Raw genomic sequence first — 24,527 nt, forward strand, 5'->3', positions numbered from 1 at the left:
AGTCCGGAACGACGGCATGAGCTTGAAGCAAACGAGGCTGCGGCCCTTCCGGCACCGCAGCCTCGTGTCGTATGCGCGCTACTTCTTGCTGTAGCTGATGCGATAGATCGCGCCGGCCCAGTCGTCGGCGACGAGGATCGAGCCGTCCTTGGCGAGGATGATGTCGTTGGGTCGGCCGAGATAGCCCTGGTCGCCCTCGAGCCAACCGGAGGCGAAGATCTCCCGCTTCGGGTTCTTGCCATCGGGCCCGACGATCACGCGCACGATTCGCGCGCCCTGGTACTTGTGCCGATTCCAGGAGCCGTGCTCGGCGATCAGGATGTTGTTCTTGTACTCGGCGGGGAATTGGTCGCCGGTATAGAACTTCATGCCGAGCGGGGCGACATGGGCGCCGAGATTCAGCACGGGCGGCGTGAACTCGGAGCACTTGTGGCCCATCGCGAACTTGTCGTCCGGCAGATTGCCCTGGTGGCAATAGGGATAGCCGAAATGCTCGCCGATCCGGTTGATCATGTTCAGCTTGTCCGAGGGCAGGTCATCGCTGATCCAGTCGCGGGCATTCTCGGTGAACCAGAGCTTGCCGGTGCGCGGATCGACGTCGCCGCCGACCGAGTTGCGCACGCCGAGCGCCCAGATTTCGGCGTTACCGGTCTTGGGATCGACGCGCCGGATCTGCGAGACGCTGGTCGGCGGGATGCCGATGTTGAAGGGCGGCCCGAACGGCAGGAAGAACCAGCCTTCCTTGTCGACCGCGATGTACTTCCAGCCGTGCGCGGCATAGGACGGCATGTCGTCATAGACGACCTTGCCGTCGCCGGGATTGTCGAGCTTGTTCTCGATGTCGTCGTAGCGGATCAGCTTGTCGACAGCGATGACGTAGAGCGCGCCGTCCTTGACGGCGAGCCCGGTCGGCATGTTCAGCCCCTTGAGGATGGTCTTGACCTCCTTCTTCCCGCCATTGTCCTTGATGGCATAGACGTTGCCGAGGCCGAACGAGCCGACGAACAGGGTGCCCTTGTTACCCCAGGCCATCTGCCGCGCCGCCAGCACGCCCGAGGCGTAGACCTCGATCTTGAAGCCCTGCGGCAGCTTGATCTTCTTGACGATGTTGGCGAGCTCGGCGTCGGAGGCGCCGGTCGGCGGCCCCGAGGGCGGCGCGAGGCCCTTCTGCGCCTCGGTCTCATCGCCCAGGAACCAGTCATCCGGCGGACGGGTCCAGAACTCCTTGGTGCCGGATTCGTATTTCTTCAGCGCCCGGTTCTTGTCCTGCTGCTGCGCATAGCCGGCGCTGGTCCCCGCAAGAAGAGCAGCCGCTGCAAGCGCCAAAACGAATTGAAAGACGGATCGGTGGAAACTCATCGCGTCACTCCCCTAAGGCAGCCGTCAGGGCTGCGCATTTATTTTCTTTTGCTAGTCGAGAGGCGAAGTTTTGGGTCGGTCGGAACGACAGACGCAAAAAGGTTAGCACATCTGCGAGCGCTGAGAAGCGCGGCGCATTCACCGCGGTTGCGCCGCGCAAAAATTGAGACGGAATGTCAACGAGGCCAAGCGCGAGGTGGGGGCGCTGTCGCTGCGATGCGGAATCAAGACGGCGCGCGCCTCGTTCGCGGCCCAGGCGAGGGGCGCTACAAAAAATGCGAAAACAACCCCATGCACAGTAGAACGGCGCAAGTCGCGCCGCTCAGGGGAGACCCGGCAGGCACTTGACTCATCGAGCAAAACATCGATCGCGGCGCTCAACCGGCGACGGGATACGGTCCATCGTCGAACGCCGTGTCGTGATAGCCCTTGGCCCCGATCTCGCGCGCCAGCGCACTGCGAAAATCGCGGCCCGCGCGCAGGCTGCGCAGCACATGCGCGAAGTCGAATTCGGGCCGCCAGCCCAGCTCGCGCCGCGCGCGTTCGTTGACATAGACGCGGTCGATCTCGGGAAACAGGCTCCAGCCGCGCGCCGCATAGAGCTCGGCGCAATCCGGATAGAGCTCGCGCACGACACCCGCGGCATCGCGCGCCAGCGCCGCGAGATGAGGCTGCTCGAACGGGCTGGTCGCCGAAATGATGTAGCGGGTGAAACCGACGTTGGGCGCACGCTCGACGGCGAGCAGATGGGCGCTGACCGCGTCGACGATGTCCAGCCGGCGATAGAGCAGCTCGTTGGCCTGCGCGTTGTCCAGTGCGTAAGCCGACCGCATTGCGGGATCGTCGTCGTCCTCCGGAAAGAAGCGCGAGGTCCGCAACACCACGACCGGCAGGGCGCGCTCGCGGAAGAACAGCTCGCAGAGCGTCTCCGCCATCAGCTTGGTGGTGCCGTAGATATTTTTCGGAACGGACGGCAGGTCCTCGTTGACCCACACCGCCGCCTGTCCCGCCGCCGGCCGAAGCTGCGAGCCGAACGCGCTGGTGGTGCTGGTGAAGACGAAACTCTTCACGCCGGCCGCCGCGGCCGCCTCGAGCAGATTGAGCGTGCCCGATACGTTGGTGTCGACAAAGTCCTGCTTGCTGTGGGTCGCCACATGCGGCTTGTGCAGCGTCGCCGTATGGATCACCGCCGCGACGCCGTCCATCTGGCGCCGCACGAATCCGGGATCGACGATCGATCCGACCGCGTCAGTGAAGGGCGAAGGCTTCAGATCGATCCCGCGCACGGGCGACCCGCGCCCACGCAGGGTGCGGATAACGGCTTCACCGAGATGGCCGGCACTGCCGGTAACCAGGATCGTCATTGCAAACCCAAGGCAGTCGCCGGCGGCGTGGCGAACCACGTTTCCGTCCGGATCAGCTGGATGCTTTGGAGAAAATTGGAGCGGGCGAAGGGGCTCGAACCCTCGACCCCGACCTTGGCAAGGTCGTGCTCTACCACTGAGCTACACCCGCATCCTGTGTCGGTCGCGTGACGCGCCGGCAACGGCTGTCGTATGCCAAAAGCGGGAGGGGAATGCAACAGCTACCGGCGGCCTAGATGCGCAATCCGGGGGCCAATATCGACCCCTGATGCGGCCAAACAGCCCGAAAACGCTCCGGAACCGCCGAATCGGCCGCGATGGATTGAAATTCGGCCCATTCGGCCCAATCTAGGAGCCGACAGCGCAGCAGAGGAAGCGGCGGCGTGCTAAAGAGCCGCCATTCCGGACATCAGACAAGGGGATCCCGTGACGATCATCGACCAGGGTAACGGAGCCGCAAACCCGGCCGCCGCCGATCTGATCAAGGACACCACCACCCAGACCTTCGTGAAGGACGTCATCGAGGAATCGAAGCGCCAGCCGGTGCTGATCGATTTCTGGGCGGAATGGTGCGGCCCCTGCAAGCAGCTCACCCCCGTGCTGGAAAAGGCGGTCAGGGCGGCCAAGGGCAAGGTCAAGCTGGTCAAGATGAACATCGACCAGCACCCGGCGATCCCCGGCCAGATGGGCATCCAGTCGATCCCGGCCGTGATCGCCTTCGTCAACGGCCAGCCGGCCGACGGCTTCATGGGCGCGGTGCCCGAGAGCCAGCTCAATGCCTTCATCGAAAAGCTGACCAAGGGCGTCGTCGCGCCGGGCGAGGTCAACGTCGCCGAGATCGTGCAGGAGGCCGAGGCGGTGCTCGCCGAGGGCGACGCCGCCGCGGCAGCGCAGATCTATGCCGAAGCGCTCCAGCATGATTCGACCAATATCGCGGCGCTGGCCGGCCTTGCGAAGTGCTACGCCGTCTCCGGCGCGATGGAGCAGGCCAAGCAGACGCTGGCCATGGTGCCGGAATCCAAGCGCAACGACCCCGCGGTGAAGGCCGTGCAGACCACAATCGATCTCGCCGAGCAGGCGCAGTCGCTCGGACCGGTCGCGGAGCTGGAACAGAAAGTCGCCGCAAACCCGCTGGATCATCAGGCCCGATTCGACCTGGCGACCGCGCTCAACGCGAAAGGCGACCGCGCTGCTGCCACCGCGCAGCTGCTCGAGATCGTCAAGCGTGACCGCAAATGGAACGATGACGGCGCCCGCAAGCAGCTGGTGCAGTTCTTCGAGGCGTGGGGCGGCACGGATGATGCAACCGTCGAGGGGCGCAAGCGCTTGTCGACGATCCTGTTTTCGTGATCCTGTTTTCGTAAGGCCCTGTTTTGAGCATGTTCTGTTCGGAGAACCGCTGCACACTTCGCGCCGACGGGGTCCTCCGGATCCGGATGATGCGCTAGCAAGGGCGAGGGGGACCGGGCAGATGCCGATCAATATCGAATATCGCGGCCCCGCCGACCTCCCGGAGATCATTCCGGTGTTTCCGCTGCCGGGCGCGCTGCTGCTGCCGCGCGGCCAGATGCCGCTCAACATCTTCGAGCCGCGCTACCTTGCGATGGTCGACGATTCCTTCCGCGACGGCCATCGCCTGATCGGCATGATCCAGCCCGACGTCGCGCACTCGCCGAAGGATTCCGACAAGCCGACGCTGTTCCGGGTCGGCTGCGTCGGCCGCATCACCCAGCTCGCCGAATCCGGCGACGGCCGCTACATCCTCGAGCTCACCGGCGTCTCGCGCTTCAAGGTGATCGAGGAACTCGACGTGCTCACCGCCTACCGGCAGTGCAAGGTGGACTTCTTCGCCTTCGCCAACGACTTCACCGCGCGCATGGGCGAGGACGAGGTCGACCGCGAGGCGCTGCTGGCCGTGCTGGCGGATTTCCTGAAAGCCAACAATCTCAAGGTCGACTGGGAGGGCGTGGAAAGCGCGCCCAACGAGGCGCTCGTCAACGCGCTGGCGATGATGTCGCCCTATGGCCCCGCCGAGAAGCAGGCCATGCTGGAGGCGCCCGACCTGAAGACCCGCGCCGAGATCCTGATCGCCGTCACCGAGATGGATCTCGCCAAGAAGCGTACCAGCGGCGATCCGCCGCTGCAGTGAGGGGACGGCGTTCAGCCTGACCGCATCGCGCTTCAGGCTGCGTGGATGGCCGCTTCCGCCTTGCGCTGCGCCGGTGGCGCGATCCTGGAGGCCTGCAGCGGCCGGCTGAAATAATAGCCCTGCGCCTCGATGCAGCCCTCCTCGCGCAGGATGGCCAGCTGCTCGGCGGTTTCGACGCCCTCGGCTGTGGATGTCTTGCCGAGGCTGGTGGCGAACCGGACCACTGCGCGCGCGATCCGATGAGACTCTTCCGTCGCACTGGCGATCTCGCTGACGAAGCTGCGATCGATCTTGACCTTGTCGAACGGGAACTTCTGCAGGAAGCTCAGCGACGAATAGCCGGTGCCGAAATCGTCGAGGGCAATCCGCACGCCGAGCTTGCGCAATTGGCCGAGCGCGGCGAATACAGCCCCGCTGTCGTGCATGATGACGGTCTCGGTGACCTCGAGCTCGAGCCTGTTCGAGGCGATTCCCGAATTTGCCAATGCACCGACAATCGAGGCGACGAGATCCTTGCCTCTGAATTGCGCGGGAGACAAGTTTATCGCGATCTTCAGATCGGAGGGCCACCTGGCTGCTTCGGCGCAGGCGGTCCTCAGGACCCATTCACCGATGGGCAGGATCAGGCCGGTTTCCTCCGCGAGCGGAATGAACTCGCCCGGCAAGACCAGACCACGCTCGGGGTGATGCCACCGCAACAACGCCTCATAGCCGCAGATTCGTCCGCTCTCCACACTCACGAACGGCTGGTACTGAAGCTCGAATTCGCCCCGCGCCAGCGCCTTGCGCAGATCCTTTTCCAGGTTGCGGCGGACGTGCATGCGCTGATCGAGCTCCGGCTCGAAGAAACGGAATGCGCCGCGTCCGCCGCCCTTCGCCGCGTAGAGGGCGAGATCGGCGCTCTTGAGGATCGTGTCTGAATCGGTCCCGTCGCGAGGCGCGACGGCGATTCCGATGCTGGTGCCCACGATGACCTGGTGATCGCCGAGATCAAACGGTTCGCAGAGCGCGCCTTTGATCGCCTCGGCCAAGGCCGCCGCGTCCATCGCCGGGCTTGTCACGTAGTCGACGACGGCGAATTCGTCGCCGCCCAGTCGAGCGATGAACGTCGTCTCCCTGCCGCAATCCTGCAAGCGGGCCGCCACTGAACGCAGCAACGAGTCGCCTGCCGGATGTCCGAGCGTGTCGTTGATCTCCTTGAATCGATCGAGGTCGAGCATCAGGACCGCCAAATGGAGGTTTCCGTCACGCGTGTCGGCCAGAGCACGTTCCAAGCGCGCTCTGAGCAGGACGCGGTTCGGCAGCTCCGTCAGCGCGTCGTGTTGTGCCATATAGGTGATCTTGGCTTCTGACCGGCGCTGCTCCGTGACGTCGAGATGCGTGGCCACCCAGCCGCCGCCGGCCATCGGCTGCCGCGTCACGCAGATCAGCCGGCCGTCGGCGAACGCGTCGATCCGGCTCGAAACCGCATGGACCGGCAATGCATCGAGCTTGGCGATCTGCCGTTCGGCGGCCAAATCGCTGACATCGCCGTCGAGTATGCCGTTCATGATGCGATGCCGGATGATGTCGCGGTGCGCGGTTCCCGCGCGCAACAGCTCCGGCGGCAGCCGGTACAGTCTGGCGTAGCGCTCGTTGCATATGACGAGCCGCTTCTCGGCATCGAACATGCAAAGGCCCTCGACCATGTGGTTGATGGCCGTGTCGAGCCTCAGCGTCTGCTCCTGCAATTCCCGCTGGGAATCTTCGAGCTGCTGACGGGCGACCGAAAGCTGGCTGATGATCTCCTCGAACCTGGCGGTTCTGCTTGCCAGGCGACGATCGGCCAGCACGCCGATCAAGCTCGTGCCCAGCACGGACAGTGCGACACCGGCGATCGCAAGCGCGAGAACGGCCGGAGACAGCGACAGGGTGCTCGTCGCGCGCGTGGGATCCGGCGTGATATGCACCGCACCCATCGCCGTGAAGTGATGCGACATGATGGCAAGCGTCAGCAGGACTGCCGCCGCGAGCGTGCCCTGGTAGTTCCGATACTTGATCGCGACAGCCAGGGCGGCATAGCCGAAGCACATGCCGAGAACGATCGAGACGAGCACGAGATCAAGCGACCACGCGACGCGGCCGGGCACTTCAAGCGCCCACATTCCGAGATAGTGCATGCTGGCAATGCCGCCGCCGATGATGATGCCGCCTGTCCCCGGGCGCCACCGGCCGGAATCGCCGGCCGCGACGCCGAAGCCGACCGACGTCAGAAACATTGCGGTGGCCAGCGAAAGCGACGTCAGCACGATGCCGTAGCCGGTCGCAACGCCCGGCTCGTAAGCGAGCATGGCGACGAAATGCGTTGCCCAGATGCCGTAGCCGATGGCGGCGCCGGCAATCGCGATCCAGATCAGGCGCGTTCTTGCGCGCGCCGCGATCGCACGATGGAAGATACTGACCGCGACGATGCTGGCGACGAAGCAGACCAAACCGGCGAGCACGACGAGCCGAACATCATGTTCGACGGTAAGGCAAGACAAGACACGAAACATCCAAGCCGCTCCATCGGCAACATTGCCGAGATAGAAACGGGCCAATCGCGTTGATTTTGTGCCGTGACTGATTGGATGCTTATCGACGCATTAAGCTCATCGGCGCAATTTGAACTTTGCCGACCACCGGCGCGCGACGGCGCCGCGCCGGAAAGCGCAACGGAACGAGCGGAGGCGAATCTCTAGGGACGATTGCGAATATGCTTGCGGCCGGTGAGCATCGCGCGGGTCAGATTCTCGCGCTGGAGAATCCCCATCAGCAGCACGCCCACCACATGCAGCACGACCAGGACGATGACCGCGTCCGACGAATAATGGTGGGTGTCCTCGACCCACCAGACACCGAAGAACGTGACGGTGACCGACATCGCGCCGGTGATCGCCGAAACAGCCAGCGAGACCAGCAGCGCCACGAGCATCACCGTGCCGGCCGGATTGAGCCCGATATAGCGGCCGGTGATGCCGCGGCGCAGATTCCAGAGATAGCTTGGCGCGGCCCGGAGCCTGGCCCTGATCATGCGGAAACGCGAATAGCGGCTTCCCCAGAAGCCCCAGACGAGCCGGAAGGCGAGGAGCCCAAGCACCGCATAGCCGACGAAGCGGTGAAGCCGATCATAGACGGTCGGCGTGAACCACGCGGCCAGAACGCAGGCCGCGAGGCTCCAGTGCCAAAGGCGCAGCGGCAGGTCCCAGACCAAAACCGTCCGCGAAGCGGTTCGATCCGCAGGGGCCCTCTCGGACGCCCCGCGCGCTTGCGGGATCGCTTCCTCAATCAAGCGAAGACCATCCTCGAGCCCTGCCTTGCGCAGATCAATCCGCGCGGCCTCCTTCACCGCCAGCTTGACGATTCGCCCGGCCGTTTACTTGGCGGTTTACTTGGCGATCGTGTGCTTCAGGCTGAGGTCTTCGGGGCTGTAGAACAGCTCGTAGAGCTTGCCTTCCTTGACGCCGTAGACCTCGTAGCACGAGCCTTCGATCTTGGATCGCCGCACCTCGTAACCCAGAGCCTTGGCCTTGGCTTCGGCTTCGCTGGCCGGCTTCCACGACGCCTTGTCGAGCTTTGTGCAGTTCTTGAAACCGTCGGCCATGGCCGCCGAGCCCATGCCCATCCCGATCGTCAGTGCGATGGCAACAACACGAATGACCTTCACGAACATCTTCTCCTCTGCCGTACGCGCTATGCGAGCCGCGTCGAAGGAAGCAAAGGGGAAGATGAAGTCAATCGGGATGCGCACCGATCGTCTTAGATAAGTTCTAATCGGTCGCCTTAGATCGATTCTAATCTGAGCGCGAACGCGCACGCTGGTCAGGCGCAGCGCGGATTCGATGCGCCGCTCGTCGCCGGCGACAGCGAGCGCGACGACGAAGCTTATGCCGACCCGCTGGTAAGGGCCACGGGGTGTCGCGCGGCAGCTTCTATTAGCATTTCGCAGACCTCGGTGCGTTCCAGGCCCTGCTCGACGAGGTTCTTCACGATGGTCACGGCTTGAGCCGCGCGATGGGCGGGCGCGAAATTCTGTGCTAGAGGCAGCCGATCGCCGGAGACCCCAATGAACGCGCCCACCGAACGTCCCGAAGCCAGCGTCGACCCCAAATTGCTGGAGATTCTCGTCTGCCCGCTGACCAAAGGCCCGCTGGAGTTCGATGCTGCGAGGCAGGAGCTGATCTCGCGAAGCGCCAAGCTCGCCTATCCGATCCGCGACGGCATCCCGATCATGCTGCCGGAAGAGGCGCGCAAGATCGATTGAATGTGAGCGAATAGGGAGTAGCGAATAGCGAAGGGACCTACTCGCCAATCGCTACACGCGATTCGCCGCTACAACGCCTCGCCCTTCAACAATCTTGGCACCTCGCCCGTGAGTCCGGCGGCCTGGCGGATGAACAGGTTCTTCAGCGGCGGGGCGCGGTCGACGAGGCCGAGGCCGATGTCGCGGACCGTGCGCAGCAGCGTCGACTGGTTCGAGAACAGGAAGTTCAGCGAGTTGGTGGCAACGCCCATCGCCATGGTGTCGAAGCGGCGCCAGCGCTGGTAGCGCTCGAGCACGTCGGCCGCGCCGATATCCATGCCGAGCCGCGCGGCATCGACGACGACCTCGGCCAGCGCCGCGACGTCCTTCAGCCCCATGTTGAGACCCTGGCCCGCAATGGGGTGGATGACATGGGCGGCGTCGCCGACCAGCGCGAGGCGGGTGGCGATGAAGGAGCGCGCGACGAAATAGGACAGCGGGAACGCGCGCGGCTTGTCGAGCACCTTCACCTCGCCGAGATGCAGGCCGAAGCGCTGCTCGAGCTCGGCGTGAAATTCCTCCTCGCCGAGCGCCACGATGCGCGCGGCCTCGGCCCGGCGCTCGGTCCACACCAGCGAGGAGCGTTTTCCAGACAGCGGCAGGATCGCGAAGGGACCGGCAGGCAGAAAATGTTCTTCGGCGCGGCCCTCGTGGTCGCGCTCGTGGCCGACGGTGACGACGATGCCGGACTGATCGTACTCCCAGCCATGGGTTGGAATGCCGGCGCGCTCGCGCAACCTCGACCGCGCGCCGTCGGCGGCGACCAGCAGGCTGGCCGCAATCACGCTGCCGTCGCCGAGCGTCACGTCGATGCCTTCGGGACGCGCGTCGTAGGAGGCGACGGTCGTGGCACGAAGATCGATGCCCTCGGCTTCCGCACGCGCCGTCAGCGCGTCGATCAGGCGGCGGTTCTCGACCATATGCGCAAAAGGCTCGCCCGGCGCGACGTCGCCGGCGAAGTTGAGGAACACCGGACGGGTGGCGTCCTCCAGCTTGGAATCGGTGACGACCATGTCGAGGATCGGCTGCGCCTCGCTTTTGACCGCGTCCCAGGCGCCGATCGCCTCGAACAGGCGGCGGCAGGCGGCCACGATCGCGGTGGCGCGGGGGTCGCGGCTCGGCCGGGTGCCGAGCGCGGGATCGGCGACGATGACGGGAATCTCGGGCCCGAGCCCCTGGCGCAACGCCAGGGCCAGCGCGAGCCCGGCAAACGCGCCGCCACCAATGACAATGCTACCCTGTACCGACATACCAAGCTTCCCGGCCAAATCTCGGCCTTGCTAGCAGACTTGAGCTGGGCGAAACAGTGCGGTGAAACGAGGGCGGAACGGCCCCCATCGTATCATTCCGGGGCGCGACGAAGTCGCGGAATGACGACTTCAGAGAGCTGTGTCCATGTCCAAAAGCCTGATCGACCTGATTTCGATCCTCGACCTCGAGCAGCTCGAGGTGAACCTGTTCCGCGGCAACAGCCCGAAGACCAGCTGGCAGCGCGTGTTCGGCGGTCAGGTGATCGGGCAGGCGATGGTCGCGGCCTGCCGCACCGTCGAGGGCCGCCTGCCGCATTCGCTGCATTGCTATTTCATTCTGCCGGGCGATCCGCAGATTCCGATCATCTACCAGGTCGAACGCCTGCGCGACGGCAAGAGCTACTCGACCCGCCGCGTCACCGCGATCCAGCACGGCAACGCGATCTTCTCGATCATGGTGTCGTTCCATGCCGAGGAGGAAAGCGCCTTCGATCACCAGGACAAGATGCCTGACGTGCCGCCGCCGGAGAAACTCACGGCGGAGGAGGTGGCGAAGCAGCCGATGTTCAAGGAAATGCCGGAGTTCATCCGCCGCTACTACGAATCCGATCGTCCGATCGAGCTGCGCCCGGTCGAGCTTGGCCGCTATTTCGGCCAGAAGATCGACGACGGCCGCATCCATGTCTGGATCAAGACTGCGGCGACGCTGCCGGACGATCCGGCGCTGCACATGTGTGCGCTCGCCTACGCCTCGGACTTCTCGCTGCTGGATGCGATCATGGCGCGCTATGGCCGCACGCTGTTCGACAAGCGCATGATGCCGGCGAGCCTCGACCACGCCATGTGGTTTCACCGCCCGTTCCGCGCCGACGAATGGCTGCTCTACGCGCAGGATTCGCCGAGCGCGCGCGGCGGCCGTGGCTTGACGCGCGGATCCATCTTCAAGCCCGACGGCACGCTGGTCGCTTCCGTCGCGCAGGAAGGCTCGGTACGCGAGCGCAAGGGATGACACCTCGAACGCGAGGTCTCGCGTTCGAGGCTTTCCGGATCAGGCTGCGACGGAGCCGCGCGGCGCGAGCACGGTCTGCGAGGCAAACCAGTTCATGATCCAGCGATAGACCCACGGGATCGGGATGATCAGGCTGCACAGGATCGCAGCGACGATGCCGCGCCAGAGGATGTCGAGACCAGAGCCAGTGAACACGATCTCGCGCCGCGTGCCTTCGATGCTGCGGCAGAACCAGCGCATCTGCGCTGCGGCGACCCAGGCCCAGCCGATAATGGTGATGATCGAAATCGCGAACAGCAGATTCCAGCCGATATAGGCCCAGACCGAGCCGGTGAAGCTCAAGCCCAGCGGCTGCCCGTTGGAGGCGAGGTTCGCGATCATCCATTTGATCAGCAGCCAGTAGAGCACGATCTGCACGACGAACAGCAGGTTGCTCAGGATCTCGCTGCCGACGAAGCCGAGCGCGATCGCCAGACCGATGAAGCCGAAGAACCAGGGCACCAGCGTCATCGCGCTGCCGGTGAAGCTGAGATTGGGTCGTCCCGGGACCTTGAAGCAGGGCACGATCCAGTTCGTGTACCAGACGAACAGCCACGGCACCGGGATGATGAAGCACGAGCCGATCACCAGCACGAGCGTGCGCCAGGTGAACTCGAGGATGCCGAAATCGACGGCCAGCGATCCACCGCTTCCGCCGCCGGCATAGCCACCGGCACCCATCATCGGCGGGCCGCCCGCCGGCATCATCGGCGGCGCGCCGCCGCCTCCGACCAGACCGGGAATTTCGGCGGCCTTCTGCCAGCCGGCCATGCCCTCGGTCCACACCAGCGTGTCCGGGCGCACCACCCCCTGGGCGACGAGATCGCGGAATTGCCCTTCCGGAAAGGGCCCCTGCTGCTTGCCCTCGGATGCGTAGAACCAACTCGCCATGAAGCGTCCCCTCAAAGTACTTACTTATGTGCCGCCTGGCAGGCCCGGGTTCACCGCATCCATGCCAAAAATGCATTGTGAAGGATGAACACTTGCCCTGTACAGAGGCGGCCATTCACATGACCGCCCCTGGCCAAACGTTTTTCCGCTTCAATCTGCAAGTTTTTTGTGCCATTTGCCCGGAAAGATGCCAGATTGACGCAGCGCCGGGGACATACGGCGCGCCGCACCCCGGGGAATAGGCCTGACCATGAAACTCGTCGTCGCGATCATCAAACCCTTCAAGCTCGACGAGGTCCGCCAGGCCCTGACGGCGATCGGCGTCCACGGCATGACCGTGACCGAGGTCAAGGGCTATGGCCGCCAGAAGGGCCACACCGAGATTTATCGCGGCGCCGAATATGTCGTGAACTTCCTGCCCAAGCTGCGCATCGAGATCGCGGTCGCCTCCGACATCGCCGACAAGGCCGTGGGTGTGATCACCGCCTCCGCGCGCACCGGGCAGATCGGCGACGGCAAGATCTTCGTCACGCCGATCGATCACGCGCTGCGCATCCGCACCGGCGAAACCGACAGCGACGCGCTCTAGGATCTTTTGTCTTGAGGCGTCTTCTTCGCGCGAACCGGGAGCCACGTCGCGCGAAGCCGCTCTGATATTCTTCTTCGATCGCACCGGGCAACGACGCCAGATGTGCGACGCCAATTGATGCCGGGGGGAACGATATGGCGGGATTGTTGCGCCGCGCAGCCGCAATGGCTGCGCCGATCGGAATTGTGCTGCTCATGGCCGCGCCGGCACAGGCCGCGGCAAGCGAGATCAGCGCCGCCGACACCGCCTGGATGACCGTCGCTACCGCGCTGGTGCTGATGATGACGATCCCGGGCCTCGCGCTGTTCTATGCCGGCATGGTGCGCAAGAAGAACGTGCTCGCCACCATGGCGCAGAGCCTCGCCGCGGTCGCGCTGATCTCCATTCTCTGGGTCGCGTTCGGCTATTCGCTGTGCTTCGTCGGCGATGGCCCGTGGATCGGCACGCTCGACCGCTGGTTTCTCGCCGGCATGACCATGGACAGCGTCAATCCGGCGGCGAAGACCATCCCGGAAGCGCTGTTCATGCTGTACCAGATGACCTTTGCCATCATCACGGTGGCGCTGGTCGCGGGCTCGGTCGCCGACCGGATGCGGTTCTCCGCCTATCTGCTGTTCTCCGTCGCCTGGTTCATCTTCGTCTACATTCCGCTGGCGCATTGGGTGTGGGGCGGCGGCTTCCTCAGCAGCATGGGCGTGCTCGACTTTGCCGGCGGTCTCGTGGTGCACTTGTCGGCCGGCACCGGCGGCCTCGTTGCGGCGAAGGTGATGGGACGCCGCCACGGCTATGGCAGCGAAAATCTCTCGCCGTTCGATCTTTCGCTTGCGGTGATGGGCACCGGCCTGTTGTGGGTCGGCTGGTTCGGCTTCAACGGCGGCTCGGCGGGCGCGGCCAATTCACGCGCGGTGATGGCGATCATCGCAACGCACCTCGCCGCCTGCGCCGGCGCGTTGACCTGGGGCGCGATCGAATGGTCGACGCGGCGCAAGCCCTCCGTGCTCGGCATGATCTCCGGCGCGGTGGCCGGGCTCGGCACCATCACACCGGCCTCCGGATTCGTGGCGCCCTGGCACGGCATCGTCATCGGCGTCATTGCCGGCGCGATCTGCTATTGGGCCTGCACCTGGCTGAAGCACCGCTTCAACTATGACGATTCCCTCGACGTATTCGGCGTCCACGGCATCGGCGGCCTGACCGGAACCCTGCTCGCCGGCGTGTTCGCAACCAGCGCCATCGGCGGCACCGCCGGCCTGTTCGAGGGCCATCCGCAGCAGCTTCTGATCCAGTTCTATGGGATCGCCGTCACCTTCGTCTGGTCGGCAGGCGTGAGTTTCATCCTGCTCAAGCTGGTCAGCCTGTTCGTGCCTCTACGCGTATCCCGTGAGCAGGAACTCGAGGGGCTGGATATTTCGCAGCACGGCGAAGCCCTGCAATAGGCGCCGACGCTACAAAATTACCTTTCTGCTGCCCGACACATGAGCAACATTGTGTCGGCAGCCTGTCGTGCTCGCGTTTTAAGCAGGCGTGACCACGTTTTGGGCGCGACGGAATAGCGCACCGCACTGCAATACCCGTCAAACGCGAAAAGCCCCGTTTTCATAGTCCGTTAGGCAACATGCCCGATCTGGCACGGCATTTGATTCTAAGGGTCCCGGCTGTGCCCGCGTAGTGAACTTCTCCCTCGTGGCGAACCAGTCGAGAACGCCCGGCCATGTCCGGACCGGGCCCAAGCGGGGATAGGACCCATGAAAATTGTTATGGCGATCATTAAGCCATTCAAGCTGGAAGAAGTCCGTGACGCCCTGACCGCCATCGGCGTTCATGGTCTCACGGTGACGGAAGTCAAGGGATATGGCCGCCAGAAGGGCCATACGGAAATCTATCGCGGCGCCGAATATGCCGTGAGCTTCCTGCCCAAGATCAAGATCGAGGTCGCGGTCGCCTCCGACCAGGTCGACAAGACCATCGACGCTATCACGTCCGCGGCGAAAACCGGACAGATCGGCGACGGCAAGATCTTCGTCATCAACCTCGACCACGCGGTGCGCATCCGCACCGGCGAGGCCGATGCCGCGGCCCTCTGATTTCGCGCTCAACCTTATCCAAGCAGGAGTGAATATTATGACGTTCAAGCGTCCCTATGGCGCGGGATTGGCGGCTCTCGCAGTCGGCCTGTTCGCTGCGACCGCAGCCTACGCCGAGCCAACAATCAACAAGGGAGACAACGCCTGGATGATGACATCGACAGTGCTGGTGCTGTTGATGACGATCCCCGGCCTCGCCCTGTTCTACGGCGGTCTCGTCCGTTCCAAGAACATGCTCTCCGTCCTGATGCAGGTGTTCTACACCGTCTGCGTCGTCACCGTGATCTGGGCCGTGTACGGCTACAGCCTGACCTTCACCGGCGGCTCGGACTTCATCGGCGGCTTCTCCAAGGCGTTCATGATGGGCGTCACCACCGATACCAAGGCCGCGACCTTCTCGGTCGACGCCAACATCTCGGAGCTCATCTATGTGTGCTTCCAGATGACCTTCGCGGCGATCACGCCCGCCCTCATCGTCGGCGCGTTTGCCGAGCGCATGAAGTTCGCGGCGATCGCGCTGTTCGTCCCGCTCTGGGTCACGCTGGTGTATTTCCCGATCGCGCACATGGTCTGGTATTGGCAGGGTCCGGATCTGATCCAGGACGCGGCCAAGGCGCTCGCTGCGGCCACTGACGCGGCGGCCAAGACCGCGGCGCAGGCCAAGCTCGACGAGCTCAACGCCGACGCCGGCTGGATCTTCAAGATGGGCGCGATCGACTTCGCGGGCGGCACCGTGGTGCACATCAACGCCGGCATCGCAGGCCTCGTCGGCGCTCTCCTGATCGGCAAGCGCGTCGGTTACGGCAAGGAGCTGATGGCCCCGCACTCGCTGACCATGTCGATGATCGGTGCCTCGCTGCTCTGGGTCGGCTGGTTCGGCTTCAACGCCGGCTCCAACCTGGAAGCCAGCGGCGGCGCTGCCCTCGCCATGACCAACTCCTTCGTCGCCACCGCGGCCGCCGCGCTGTCGTGGATGTTCGCGGAGTGGATCATCAAGGGTCACCCCTCGGTGCTCGGCGTCATCTCCGGTGCCGTCGCGGGCCTCGTCGCCGTCACCCCTGCCGCCGGCTTCTCCGGTGTCATGGGCGCGATCGTCCTCGGCCTCGTCGTCGGCGTGGTCTGCCTGTTCTTCTGCACCGTCGTGAAGAACACGCTCGGCTATGACGACAGCCTCGACGTGTTCGGCGTGCACTGCATCGGCGGCATCGTCGGCGCCATCGGCACCGGCATTCTCGTCAACCCCGCCCTCGGCGGCGCCGGCATTGTCGACTACACCGCGATCCCGCCCAAGGTCGCCGATTACGACTTCGCCGTGCAGATGCTGGCCCAGATCAAGGCCGTCGTCACCACGCTGGTGTGGTCGGGCGTCGGCTCGGCGATCCTCTACAAGGTCGTCGACGTGATCGTCGGTCTGCGCACCAATGTCGAAAGCGAGCGTGAAGGTCTCGACATCACCGAGCACACCGAGCGCGCCTACAACATGTAACTCCTCCCGGGCGCGGCTCCTTCGGGGATCGCGCCCAGACCTACGGTTCGGGCACATACCCGGCAATGCCCTGACCGTTGAGGGGCTCCAGCGCAAGCTGGAGCCCCTTTCTTTTGGAAAGAAGCGTTGCCATCCCGGCGGGGATGAAGACGTTCGAGAAGCTGCCGGGGCGCAGAGGCCGCGAAGCTTGCTAGGCTCGTCATGCCCGGGCTTGTCCCGGGCATCCACGTTCTTGAGTGCCGCCCGGAAGGCGTGGATGGCCGGGACAAGCCCGGCCATGACGCGGCCCCCGAACAGCCCTGCCATCCCGTTGTTATCCGGCCTCAATATTCCTGCTCTGGACGGAGGCGGCGGCCGATGGTTAATCGCGTCTTAACCTCGCCCTATCTATGGTGAACTGAACCGCTTCCCGCCGGCGCCGTGGTGCGCGACCGGCCGTTCCAAGAGTACTGGCGCCCAGAATGGTCATGACCGCTTCATCCCGCGCGCCGCAGGCCGGTGGAAGCCCCAACGAACGCTCGCCCTTCGTCCGGCTGAACGAGCTGCTGGCGCCGCATCAGCCCGGCAAGCCCTTGATTTCCCTCGCGGTCGGCGAACCGCAGCACCCCGTGCCGGATTTCGTCGGTCCGGTGCTGGCCAAGCATATCGCCGATTTCGGCCGCTACCCGATGAACCAGGGCACCGAGCCGTTCCGCCAGGCCGCAAGCACCTGGCTGTCGGCGCGCTTCAAGCTGCCGCGGCCGCTCGACCCCAAAGCCGAGATTCTCGTCCTCAATGGCAGCCGCGAGGGACTATTCCTCGCCGCGATCGCAGCGGCGCGCTATGTCGGCCCGCGCCCCGGCAAGCCCGCCATCCTGATGCCGAACCCGTTCTACCCGGTCTATGGCGCCGGCGCCCTGGCTGCAGCCTGCGAGCCGGTCTATCTGCCGACCACGATCGACAACGGCTTCCTGCCCGATCTCGACGCCATCGACGAGGCGACCCTGGCACGCACCGTGGCATTCTATCTGGCCTCGCCGGCCAATCCGCAGGGCTCGGTCGCCTCGCGCGAGTACTTCACGCGGTTGAAGCGCCTTGCCGACCGCTACGGCTTCATGATCCTCAGCGACGAGTGCTACTCGGAGATCTATACCCGCGAAGCACCGGGCAGCGCGCTCGAATCTGCCGGCCCCGATTTCACCCGCGTGGCCGCGTTCCAGTCGTTGTCGAAGCGCTCGAACCTGCCGGGCCTGCGCGTCGGCTTCGCCGCCGGCGACAAGACTTTCATCGGCATGTTCCTGGAGCTGCGCAACATCGCCGCGCCGCAGGTGCCGGTGCCGCTCCAGCATGTCGCGACGTTCGCCTACGGCGACGAAGCACATGTCGAGGAGAACCGCAGGCTCTACCGGATCAAGTTCGACCTCGCCGACCAGATCATCGGCAACCGTTACGGCTATCGCCGCCCCGATGCCGGCTTCTGCGTCTGGCTCAATACGTCCGCGATCGGCGACGACGTGGCCGTGACGCTCAAGCTTTTCCGGGAAGCCGGCGTGCGCGTGGTGCCCGGCAGCTTCCTGGCGCGGCAGCAGCCTGACGGATTCAATCCCGGCGCAGGCTACATTCGCCTCGCACTGGTGCAGGACAGCGAGACCACGGCGCAGGCGCTGCATCGCCTGGTCGAGACTCTGGGTTAGGCGGGCCCATGAGCATGTCGGCAATCGAACGCGTCATTCCACTGGTCGGCCATCTGCCGCCATCGATCCGCGAGGGTCTGGCGCGGCGCATGCGCGAGCTCACCGGCCTCGGTCTGATCGGGCTGGCTGGCCTCGCCTCGGCCGCGCTGATGACCTGGTCGGTGCAGGATCCCAGCCTCAGCCACGCCACCTCGCGGCCGATCCGCAACATCCTCGGCTATGCCGGCGCGATCGGCGCCGATCTTGCGATGCAGATTCTCGGGCTCGGCGCCATCATGCTGGTGCTGACCGTCGCGGTCTGGGGCTGGCGCATGATGACGCATCGCCCGTTCGACCGCGAAGCGCTGCGGCTCGGCTCCTGGGTTCTCTGCGCGGTGCTCGCGGCGGGCTTCGTCAGCTGCTGGCCGCATGGCGGCGCATGGCCGCTGCCGACCGGCCTCGGCGGCGTGGTCGGCGACGCCCTGGTGCGCGCGCCCGCCGTCATCTTCGGGCCTGCCGGCATGATCTACCGCATCGTGCTCGGCACGATCCTGTTCGCCGCGATGGCCGCGACCTTCCTGATCGCCTGCGGTCTTGGCGCCCGTGAGCACGACGCGGAGCACAGCGAGATCGAGGACGACGACAAGCCGCTCGACGAACACGAGGAGGGCGATCGCGGCTCGGTATCGCTGGGCTGGCTGTTCCATGCGCTGATGAGCACCAAGGCGCGGCTGATCTGGCTGTGTGGTGCCGCCTACCGCTCGCTGGTCTCGAGCGCACCGAAGACCAAGGCCGTGGCGTTCAGCCGCCAGGAGCCGAATCTCGGCGGCGGCCGTGCCGCGCCCCCGATCTCGCCGCAATCCGAGGACGAGGACGACGAGGATCAGCACGAGGACGAGGAAGAAGAGGAGGAGGAGCCGGTCGCGCGCGCGCCGCGCAAGAAGGCTGCGCCGAAGGCTCCTGCCAGGAAATCCTCCGACAAGTTCGACCTTCCCTCCGTCTCCATGCTGGCCGCGCCGAAGGCAGGCGATCGCCAGCCGCTCAGCAAGGCCGAGCTGGAGACCAATTCGCGCTCGCTCGAAGGCGTGCTGCAGGATTTCGGTGTGCGCGGTGAGATCGTCAAAGCCAATCCGGGCCCCGTCGTCACGCTGTACGAGCTGGAGCCCGCGCCCGGCATCAAATCGTCGCGCGTGATCGGGCTTGCCGACGACATCGCGCGCTCGATGAGCGCGCTGTCGGCGCGCGTCGCCGTCGTGCCGGGCCGCAACGCCATCGGCATCGAATTGCCGAACGCGCATCGCGAGAAGGTCTATTTGCGCGAACTGCTGGTCGCGAAGGAGGCCGCCGATACGGTTGCCAAGCTGCCGCTCTGCCTCGGCAAGACCATCGGCGGCGATCCCGTCATCATCGACCTCGCGCGCACGCCGCACATGCTGATCGCCGGCACCACCGGCTCGGGCAAGTCGGTCGCCATCAACACCATGATCCTCAGCCTGGTCTACCGGCTGCGCCCGGACCAGTGCCGGCTGATCATGGTCGATCCGAAGATGCTCGAGCTCTCCGTCTATGACGGCATTCCCCATCTGCTCACGCCCGTCGTGACCGACCCGAAGAAGGCGGTGGTCGCGCTGAAATGGGCCGTGCGCGAGATGGAAGAGCGCTACAAGAACATGGCCAAGCTCGGTGTGCGCAACATCGACGGCTACAACACGCGCCTGCTCGAGCTGAAGGCCAAGGGCGAGGAGCCGACGCGCACGGTGCATACCGGCTTCGACAAGGAGACCGGCAAGGCGATCTACGAGGAAGAGAAGCTCTCGCTCGACCCGCTGCCCTACATCGTGATCATCGTCGACGAAATGGCGGACCTGATGATGGTCGCCGGCAAGGACATCGAAGGCGCGGTGCAGCGCCTGGCGCAGATGGCGCGCGCGGCCGGCCTGCACGTGATCCTGGCGACGCAGCGTCCGTCGGTCGACGTTATCACCGGCACCATCAAGGCGAACTTCCCGACCCGCATCGCCTTCCAGGTGACGTCCAAGATCGACAGCCGCACGATCCTGGGCGAGATGGGCGCCGAGCAGCTGCTCGGCCAGGGCGACATGCTCTACATGGCCGGCGGCGGCCGCATCAGCCGCGTGCACGGCCCCTTTGCCTCCGACGAGGAAGTCGAGAAGGTGGTGCGCCACCTCAAGACGCAGGGGCAACCGGAATATCTCGAGGCCGTCACCGCCGAAGAGCCGAGCGAGGACGAAGACGGCGGTGCCGTGTTCGACGCCAGCGGCATGGGCGCGGACGGCGGCGGCGATCTGTTCCAGCAGGCCGTTGCGATCGTCAAGCGCGACCGCAAGGCCTCGACCAGCTATATCCAGCGCCGCCTGCAGATCGGCTACAACCGCGCCGCATCGCTGATGGAGCGCATGGAACTCGAAGGCATCGTCGGACCCGCCAACCACGCCGGCAAGCGCGAGATTCTGGTCGAGGAAGAAGACAGCCATATGTGAGGCAGCGGCCTCGAAACATCATTTCACGCAAAATCGATATCTGTTTTTGCCTGAAATCACGCTAAAAGGCGCCTAGCCATACAGGACGACGCGTTGATCAGACATCCGGACATTCGATTCGCTGCCAATATCGCCGCGCGAAGTGCGCGCGTGGCCGGCGTCCTGCTCGTCGCTGCCGCGATGATGACCGCGACCTCGCTTGCGCAGTCCGTACCGGTGCCGAAGCCCGCGCCGAAGGGCCGTGACGGTGCGGGGTCCGGAGGCGGTGGTCCCGCTGTCACCGGCGCGACGCAGACGCCACCCGTTCCGGTGATTCCGGATCCGCGCCGCAACGTGCCGAGCAGCATCTTCCAGACCTTCGATGCCAACCAGAAGGCGCAGGCGGCCAAGGTCAGCGCTTATCTGTCGTCGCTGCAGACGCTGGTCGGAAACTTCGTCCAGGTCGGCCCCGACGGCAGCAAGACGCAGGGCGATTTCTACATTCAGAAGCCGGGCAAGGTGCGCTTCGAATATGACGCGCCGAGCCCGATCGACATCGTCGCCGACGGATCGTCCCTGGTGGTGCGCGATCGCAAGCTCGCGACGCAGGATGTCTATCCGCTGTCGCAGACGCCGCTGCGCTTCCTGTTGTCCGACCGCATCGACCTGATGAAGGACACCAACGTCGTCAACGTCTCCGCCGACGACGTCTTCGTCAGCGTCACCATCGAGGAAAAGCAGGCGCTGGTCGGCACCAGTCGCTTGCTGCTGATGTTCGGCGCCAAGGACGGCCAGCTCAAGCAGTGGACCGTCACCGACCCGCAGGGCTACGACACCACGATCGCGGTCTACAACCTGGATTCGAGCAAGAAGCTCGATCCCAGCATGTTCAAGATCGATTTCACCAATTACAGCACGCCGTCGCCGGGCTGAGACATTGATGGCCGCTCGGATGACCGTCATGCCCGGGCTTGTCCCGGGCATCCACGTTTGGGCAGACAAAAAGGCGTGGATGGCCGGGTCAAGCCCGGCCATGACGAATGGAGTTTGTTAGACCGTTCCCATGCGTCTTTCCCTGACAACCTGGAACATCAATTCGGTGCGGCTGCGCATCGATCTGGTCGCGAAGTTTCTCAAGAGCGCGCGGCCGGACGTGCTGTGCCTGCAGGAGACCAAGTGCATCGACGATGCCTTTCCGCTGAAGCGCTTCAAGCGGCTCGGCTACGAGCACGTCGCACTGAACGGGCAGAAGGGCTATCACGGCGTCGCCATCGTCTCGAAGATCCCGTTCGACTCGAAGGACATCCGCACCTTCTGCGACAAGGTGGATTCGCGCCATATCTCGGTGTCGTTCGGCGAGAAGGCCAATATCGCCAAGCCGCTGGTGCTGCATAATTTCTACGTGCCCGCTGGCGGCGACATCCCCGATCCCGCGCTGAACGAGAAGTTCGACCACAAGCTCCGCTTCCTCGACGAGATGAAGGCGTGCGAGCCGCTGCATCCGCGCGGGGAGGATCGCCACATCCTGGTCGGCGATCTCAACGTCGCCCCACACGAGAACGACGTGTGGTCGCACAAGCAGCTCTTGAAGGTGGTCTCGCATACGCCGGTCGAAACCGAGAAGCTCAAGGCCGCGCTCGAAGCCGGCGAATGGGTCGACGTCGCGCGCGACCGCATTCCGATGTCGGAGAAAGTCTATACCTGGTGGAGCTACCGCTCGCCCGACTGGACCGTCGGCGACCGCGGCCGCAGGCTCGACCACATCTGGGTCTCGCGCGCGTTGAAGGACGCGGTCAGCGATTTCAAGATCCTGCGCGATGCGCGGAGCTGGGAGCGGCCATCGGACCACGTGCCCGTGACGGTGACACTGGAGGTGTGAGCCGCGGCCGGGCTCAGCTCGTCAGCTTCGCGCCCGCCATGAGGATATCGCTCGCAATCTGGCTGGAGCGCACCGCGAACTCGTCGCGCAGGCGCACGGCGGCGGCGGGGTCGCTTTCGAGCACGCGCTGGAACAGGCTGCGGGCGACACGGATGACGGAGGAATGCTCCAGCGCGATCGCGCTCGACGGCCGCTTCATCGGCACCACCAGCGCGAGCTCGCCGATCAGCGCGCCGGGACCGGCGATCATCTCGGCGCCGGCGCCGTCCTCGACCCGGAAGGCGCCGCGCTGGACCACGAAGCCGGCATCGGCGTCATCGCCGAGATTGAACAGGGTGTCGCCGCGGACGAAGTCGCGCTGCTCGGAGCCGATCGCCAGCATGCGCAACGAGGCGTCTCCCAACAGGCGCAGTGTCGGGACCCGCTCGAGAAGCGCTACGTCGTCGTCGATCGACATTCAGATCCGAGGCTCAAGGGCATGCGATCTCAAACGATTCGCACGCCCTTCGAGCGTATCACGGCACCAGCTTGTAGCCACCGGCTTCCGTTACCAGGATTTCCGGGTTGGCGGCATCCTTCTCGATCTTCTGGCGCAGGCGGTAGATGTGGGTCTCCAGCGTGTGAGTGGTGACGCCGGAATTATAGCCCCAGACCTCCTGGAGCAGGGTCTCGCGCGAGACCGGCATCTGGCCGGCCCGGTAGAGGAAGCGGAGGATGGCGGTTTCCTTCTCCGTCAGCCGCACCTTGCGCGCATTGGCCGCGGTGAGCATTTTCGAGCCGGGACGGAAGGAATAGGGGCCGACCGAGAACACCGCGTCCTCGCTGGCCTCGTGCTGGCGCAGCTGGGCGCGGATGCGGGCCAGCAGGACAGCGAAGCGGAAGGGCTTGGCCACATAATCGTTGGCGCCGGATTCCAGCCCCAAAATCGTATCGGAATCGGTGTCGTGCCCGGTCAGCATGATGATCGGGGCCTTGAAGCCGCCCTTGCGCAGGGAGCGGACCACCTCACGGCCGTCGGTGTCGGGCAGGCCGACATCCATCAGAACGAGATCGGGGGCATTGGCCTTCGCGGCGCTCGCGCCCTTGGCGCCGGTATCGACGGCGGAGGCTTCGAATTCTTCGTGTAGCGATAATTGCTCCACCAACGTATCGCGCAGATCGGTATCGTCATCCACGATCAGGATCTTGCGGGCATTGGCCATAGGGGGTCATCCTTTTGGGGTCCGGCTCGGCGCGCATCCATGCCGCACCCAGCCGTGAGGGGAAGTTTAGGGGTCGCTGTTGTTATTGTTGTTCGTGTTGAAGTAGTGGGCTGTCACCGATTCACAAGCCAGAACCACTCTAACCCAGAATAGCAGGGCGTTTTGATGAATGTCCTGTAATGAATTCGACATTGCACGTTCACATGAAAAACAGAGCTGCTTCAGTCGGTTACACCATGAATCGAAGTGCCGGACCGCTTCGAACGATCCGCGTTAAGCCTGCTGCCGGCAATCCCAGGCGAGGCTGGCTGACGGCGGGATCGCTGACCATCCCGGTTGCGCTGGGGCGGGGCGGCATCCTCGCCAACAAGCGCGAGGGCGACGGCGGCACCCCCAGAGGCAGCTTCCGCCCCCGGCGATTGTGGTGGCGGGGCGACCGCCACAGCCGCCCGCAGAGCTTCCTGCCGGCCCGGATCATCACCGGCGAGGACGCCTGGTGCGAGGATCCCCGAGACCGCCATTACAACCAGGGGATCCGGCTGAGCGAGGGGCAGGGCGGCGACCGGCTCAAGCGCGCCGACCATCTCTATGACTTCATCGTCGAGATCGACCACAACACGCGGCCACGGATCGCCGGCCGTGGCAGCGCGGTATTCCTGCACTTGGCCCGCGACAATTTCGGTCCGACCGCGGGCTGCGTCTCGATGACGAAATCGGCGATGCTGCAATTGCTGCGGCGCCTGGGCCCGCGAACGAGAATCATCATCGGGTGA

General features: G+C 64.9%; 22 protein-coding genes and 1 tRNA gene. 13 read left to right on the forward strand and 10 right to left on the reverse strand.

What is annotated here, in order from left to right:
• Positions 1 to 78: 78 nt before the first annotated feature.
• From K410_RS0102690 to K410_RS0102700, 3 genes are all read right to left on the reverse strand, one after another.
• The gene (locus K410_RS0102690) at positions 79 to 1,359 is read right to left on the reverse strand and encodes a PQQ-dependent sugar dehydrogenase (protein WP_028133410.1); all 1,281 of its coding nucleotides are present in this window, start codon (positions 1,357 to 1,359) and stop codon (positions 79 to 81) included.
• A gap of 377 nt (positions 1,360 to 1,736) precedes the next feature.
• Positions 1,737 to 2,723 (reverse strand): NAD-dependent epimerase/dehydratase family protein, encoded by a 987-nt coding sequence (locus K410_RS0102695; protein WP_028133411.1) that lies wholly within the window; start codon positions 2,721 to 2,723, stop codon positions 1,737 to 1,739.
• A 76-nt stretch (positions 2,724 to 2,799) separates the two neighbouring features.
• A tRNA-Gly gene (locus tag K410_RS0102700) sits at positions 2,800 to 2,874 on the reverse strand.
• Between the two features lie 275 nt (positions 2,875 to 3,149).
• Here K410_RS0102700 and trxA point away from each other — a divergent pair.
• Together trxA and K410_RS0102710 are read left to right on the forward strand one after the other, a co-directional pair.
• Positions 3,150 to 4,073 (forward strand): thioredoxin, encoded by a 924-nt coding sequence (trxA, locus tag K410_RS0102705; protein ID WP_028133412.1) that lies wholly within the window; start codon positions 3,150 to 3,152, stop codon positions 4,071 to 4,073.
• Between the two features lie 121 nt (positions 4,074 to 4,194).
• A complete protein-coding gene (locus tag K410_RS0102710) occupies positions 4,195 to 4,872 on the forward strand; it encodes an LON peptidase substrate-binding domain-containing protein (protein WP_028133413.1) in 678 nt (225 codons plus the stop codon).
• Between the two features lie 32 nt (positions 4,873 to 4,904).
• Here K410_RS0102710 and K410_RS0102715 read toward each other — a convergent pair whose 3' ends face one another.
• From K410_RS0102715 to K410_RS0102725, 3 genes are all read right to left on the reverse strand, one after another.
• Positions 4,905 to 7,406, reverse strand: a complete 2,502-nt coding sequence (locus K410_RS0102715; RefSeq protein ID WP_028133414.1) for a bifunctional diguanylate cyclase/phosphodiesterase — start codon at positions 7,404 to 7,406, stop codon at positions 4,905 to 4,907.
• A 182-nt stretch (positions 7,407 to 7,588) separates the two neighbouring features.
• Positions 7,589 to 8,182 carry a cytochrome b/b6 domain-containing protein gene (locus K410_RS0102720; protein WP_028133415.1) on the reverse strand — a complete coding sequence of 198 codons (594 nt, stop codon included), beginning with the start codon at positions 8,180 to 8,182 and terminating at the stop codon, positions 7,589 to 7,591.
• 96 nt (positions 8,183 to 8,278) lie between these two features.
• Positions 8,279 to 8,557, reverse strand: coding sequence for a PepSY domain-containing protein (locus tag K410_RS0102725; RefSeq protein ID WP_028133416.1), 279 nt, complete (start codon positions 8,555 to 8,557; stop codon positions 8,279 to 8,281).
• Positions 8,558 to 8,956: 399 nt separating this feature from the next.
• Between K410_RS0102725 and K410_RS0102735 the strand changes: the two genes are divergently transcribed.
• Positions 8,957 to 9,154, forward strand: a complete 198-nt coding sequence (locus K410_RS0102735; RefSeq protein WP_028133418.1) for a Trm112 family protein — start codon at positions 8,957 to 8,959, stop codon at positions 9,152 to 9,154.
• 68 nt (positions 9,155 to 9,222) lie between these two features.
• Here K410_RS0102735 and K410_RS0102740 read toward each other — a convergent pair whose 3' ends face one another.
• Positions 9,223 to 10,443 (reverse strand): ubiquinone biosynthesis hydroxylase, encoded by a 1,221-nt coding sequence (locus K410_RS0102740; protein ID WP_028133419.1) that lies wholly within the window; start codon positions 10,441 to 10,443, stop codon positions 9,223 to 9,225.
• Between the two features lie 145 nt (positions 10,444 to 10,588).
• Between K410_RS0102740 and tesB the strand changes: the two genes are divergently transcribed.
• On the forward strand, positions 10,589 to 11,452 hold the full coding sequence (tesB, locus tag K410_RS0102745; protein ID WP_028133420.1) for an acyl-CoA thioesterase II: 864 nt from the start codon (positions 10,589 to 10,591) through the stop codon (positions 11,450 to 11,452).
• A 39-nt stretch (positions 11,453 to 11,491) separates the two neighbouring features.
• Here the strand turns inward: tesB and K410_RS0102750 are convergent, their stop codons facing one another.
• Positions 11,492 to 12,382: a DUF4339 domain-containing protein gene (locus K410_RS0102750; RefSeq protein WP_028133421.1), complete on the reverse strand. Its 891-nt coding sequence runs from the start codon at positions 12,380 to 12,382 to the stop codon at positions 11,492 to 11,494.
• Positions 12,383 to 12,632: 250 nt separating this feature from the next.
• Between K410_RS0102750 and K410_RS0102755 the strand changes: the two genes are divergently transcribed.
• From K410_RS0102755 to xth, 8 genes are all read left to right on the forward strand, one after another.
• Positions 12,633 to 12,971 carry a P-II family nitrogen regulator gene (locus tag K410_RS0102755; protein ID WP_027535359.1) on the forward strand — a complete coding sequence of 113 codons (339 nt, stop codon included), beginning with the start codon at positions 12,633 to 12,635 and terminating at the stop codon, positions 12,969 to 12,971.
• A 134-nt stretch (positions 12,972 to 13,105) separates the two neighbouring features.
• Positions 13,106 to 14,407, forward strand: a complete 1,302-nt coding sequence (locus K410_RS0102760) for an ammonium transporter (protein WP_028133422.1) — start codon at positions 13,106 to 13,108, stop codon at positions 14,405 to 14,407.
• A 309-nt stretch (positions 14,408 to 14,716) separates the two neighbouring features.
• Complete coding sequence (locus tag K410_RS0102765) at positions 14,717 to 15,055, forward strand: P-II family nitrogen regulator (RefSeq protein ID WP_008142813.1); 339 nt, start codon at positions 14,717 to 14,719, stop codon at positions 15,053 to 15,055.
• A gap of 37 nt (positions 15,056 to 15,092) precedes the next feature.
• A complete protein-coding gene (locus K410_RS0102770; RefSeq protein WP_028133423.1) occupies positions 15,093 to 16,541 on the forward strand; it encodes an ammonium transporter in 1,449 nt (482 codons plus the stop codon).
• A gap of 461 nt (positions 16,542 to 17,002) precedes the next feature.
• On the forward strand, positions 17,003 to 18,214 hold the full coding sequence (locus K410_RS0102775; RefSeq protein WP_028133424.1) for an aminotransferase class I/II-fold pyridoxal phosphate-dependent enzyme: 1,212 nt from the start codon (positions 17,003 to 17,005) through the stop codon (positions 18,212 to 18,214).
• An 8-nt stretch (positions 18,215 to 18,222) separates the two neighbouring features.
• Entirely contained in the window at positions 18,223 to 20,694 is a 2,472-nt protein-coding gene (locus K410_RS0102780; RefSeq protein ID WP_028133425.1) for a DNA translocase FtsK, read from the forward strand.
• A 150-nt stretch (positions 20,695 to 20,844) separates the two neighbouring features.
• Positions 20,845 to 21,606 (forward strand): outer membrane lipoprotein carrier protein LolA, encoded by a 762-nt coding sequence (locus K410_RS0102785; protein ID WP_028133426.1) that lies wholly within the window; start codon positions 20,845 to 20,847, stop codon positions 21,604 to 21,606.
• Positions 21,607 to 21,736: 130 nt separating this feature from the next.
• Entirely contained in the window at positions 21,737 to 22,552 is an 816-nt protein-coding gene (gene xth, locus K410_RS0102790; protein WP_028133427.1) for an exodeoxyribonuclease III, read from the forward strand.
• Between the two features lie 13 nt (positions 22,553 to 22,565).
• On the opposite strand, the gene K410_RS0102795 is transcribed toward xth, so the two are convergent.
• Both K410_RS0102795 and K410_RS0102800 read right to left on the reverse strand, forming a co-directional pair.
• Positions 22,566 to 23,009: a cyclic nucleotide-binding domain-containing protein gene (locus K410_RS0102795; protein WP_028133428.1), complete on the reverse strand. Its 444-nt coding sequence runs from the start codon at positions 23,007 to 23,009 to the stop codon at positions 22,566 to 22,568.
• A 58-nt stretch (positions 23,010 to 23,067) separates the two neighbouring features.
• Positions 23,068 to 23,754: a response regulator transcription factor gene (locus K410_RS0102800; RefSeq protein ID WP_007598630.1), complete on the reverse strand. Its 687-nt coding sequence runs from the start codon at positions 23,752 to 23,754 to the stop codon at positions 23,068 to 23,070.
• A gap of 203 nt (positions 23,755 to 23,957) precedes the next feature.
• On the opposite strand from K410_RS0102800, the gene K410_RS0102805 reads away from it, so the two are divergent.
• Positions 23,958 to 24,527 (forward strand): L,D-transpeptidase family protein, encoded by a 570-nt coding sequence (locus K410_RS0102805; RefSeq protein ID WP_028133429.1) that lies wholly within the window; start codon positions 23,958 to 23,960, stop codon positions 24,525 to 24,527.

Origin of the sequence: Bradyrhizobium sp. 22 (genome assembly GCF_000482425.1) — a bacterium.
In the GTDB taxonomy this organism is placed as follows: domain Bacteria; phylum Pseudomonadota; class Alphaproteobacteria; order Rhizobiales; family Xanthobacteraceae; genus Bradyrhizobium; species Bradyrhizobium japonicum_B.

Excerpts from the sequence above, each read along its gene's own strand:
- tesB (WP_028133420.1), top strand. The coding sequence starts at position 10,589 with ATGTCCAAAAGCCTGATCGACCTGATTTCGATCCTCGACCTCGAGCAG.
- xth (WP_028133427.1), top strand. The coding sequence starts at position 21,737 with ATGCGTCTTTCCCTGACAACCTGGAACATCAATTCGGTGCGGCTGCGC.
- K410_RS0102755 (WP_027535359.1), top strand. The coding sequence starts at position 12,633 with ATGAAACTCGTCGTCGCGATCATCAAACCCTTCAAGCTCGACGAGGTC.
- K410_RS0102760 (WP_028133422.1), top strand. The coding sequence starts at position 13,106 with ATGGCGGGATTGTTGCGCCGCGCAGCCGCAATGGCTGCGCCGATCGGA.
- K410_RS0102780 (WP_028133425.1), top strand. The coding sequence starts at position 18,223 with ATGAGCATGTCGGCAATCGAACGCGTCATTCCACTGGTCGGCCATCTG.
- K410_RS0102805 (WP_028133429.1), top strand. The coding sequence starts at position 23,958 with ATGAAAAACAGAGCTGCTTCAGTCGGTTACACCATGAATCGAAGTGCC.
- K410_RS0102750 (WP_028133421.1), bottom strand. The coding sequence starts at position 12,382 with ATGGCGAGTTGGTTCTACGCATCCGAGGGCAAGCAGCAGGGGCCCTTT.
- K410_RS0102735 (WP_028133418.1), top strand. The coding sequence starts at position 8,957 with ATGAACGCGCCCACCGAACGTCCCGAAGCCAGCGTCGACCCCAAATTG.
- K410_RS0102775 (WP_028133424.1), top strand. The coding sequence starts at position 17,003 with ATGGTCATGACCGCTTCATCCCGCGCGCCGCAGGCCGGTGGAAGCCCC.
- K410_RS0102800 (WP_007598630.1), bottom strand. The coding sequence starts at position 23,754 with ATGGCCAATGCCCGCAAGATCCTGATCGTGGATGACGATACCGATCTG.
- K410_RS0102770 (WP_028133423.1), top strand. The coding sequence starts at position 15,093 with ATGACGTTCAAGCGTCCCTATGGCGCGGGATTGGCGGCTCTCGCAGTC.
- K410_RS0102710 (WP_028133413.1), top strand. The coding sequence starts at position 4,195 with ATGCCGATCAATATCGAATATCGCGGCCCCGCCGACCTCCCGGAGATC.
- K410_RS0102695 (WP_028133411.1), bottom strand. The coding sequence starts at position 2,723 with ATGACGATCCTGGTTACCGGCAGTGCCGGCCATCTCGGTGAAGCCGTT.
- K410_RS0102795 (WP_028133428.1), bottom strand. The coding sequence starts at position 23,009 with ATGTCGATCGACGACGACGTAGCGCTTCTCGAGCGGGTCCCGACACTG.
- K410_RS0102765 (WP_008142813.1), top strand. The coding sequence starts at position 14,717 with ATGAAAATTGTTATGGCGATCATTAAGCCATTCAAGCTGGAAGAAGTC.
- K410_RS0102690 (WP_028133410.1), bottom strand. The coding sequence starts at position 1,359 with ATGAGTTTCCACCGATCCGTCTTTCAATTCGTTTTGGCGCTTGCAGCG.
- K410_RS0102715 (WP_028133414.1), bottom strand. The coding sequence starts at position 7,406 with ATGTTTCGTGTCTTGTCTTGCCTTACCGTCGAACATGATGTTCGGCTC.
- K410_RS0102740 (WP_028133419.1), bottom strand. The coding sequence starts at position 10,443 with ATGTCGGTACAGGGTAGCATTGTCATTGGTGGCGGCGCGTTTGCCGGG.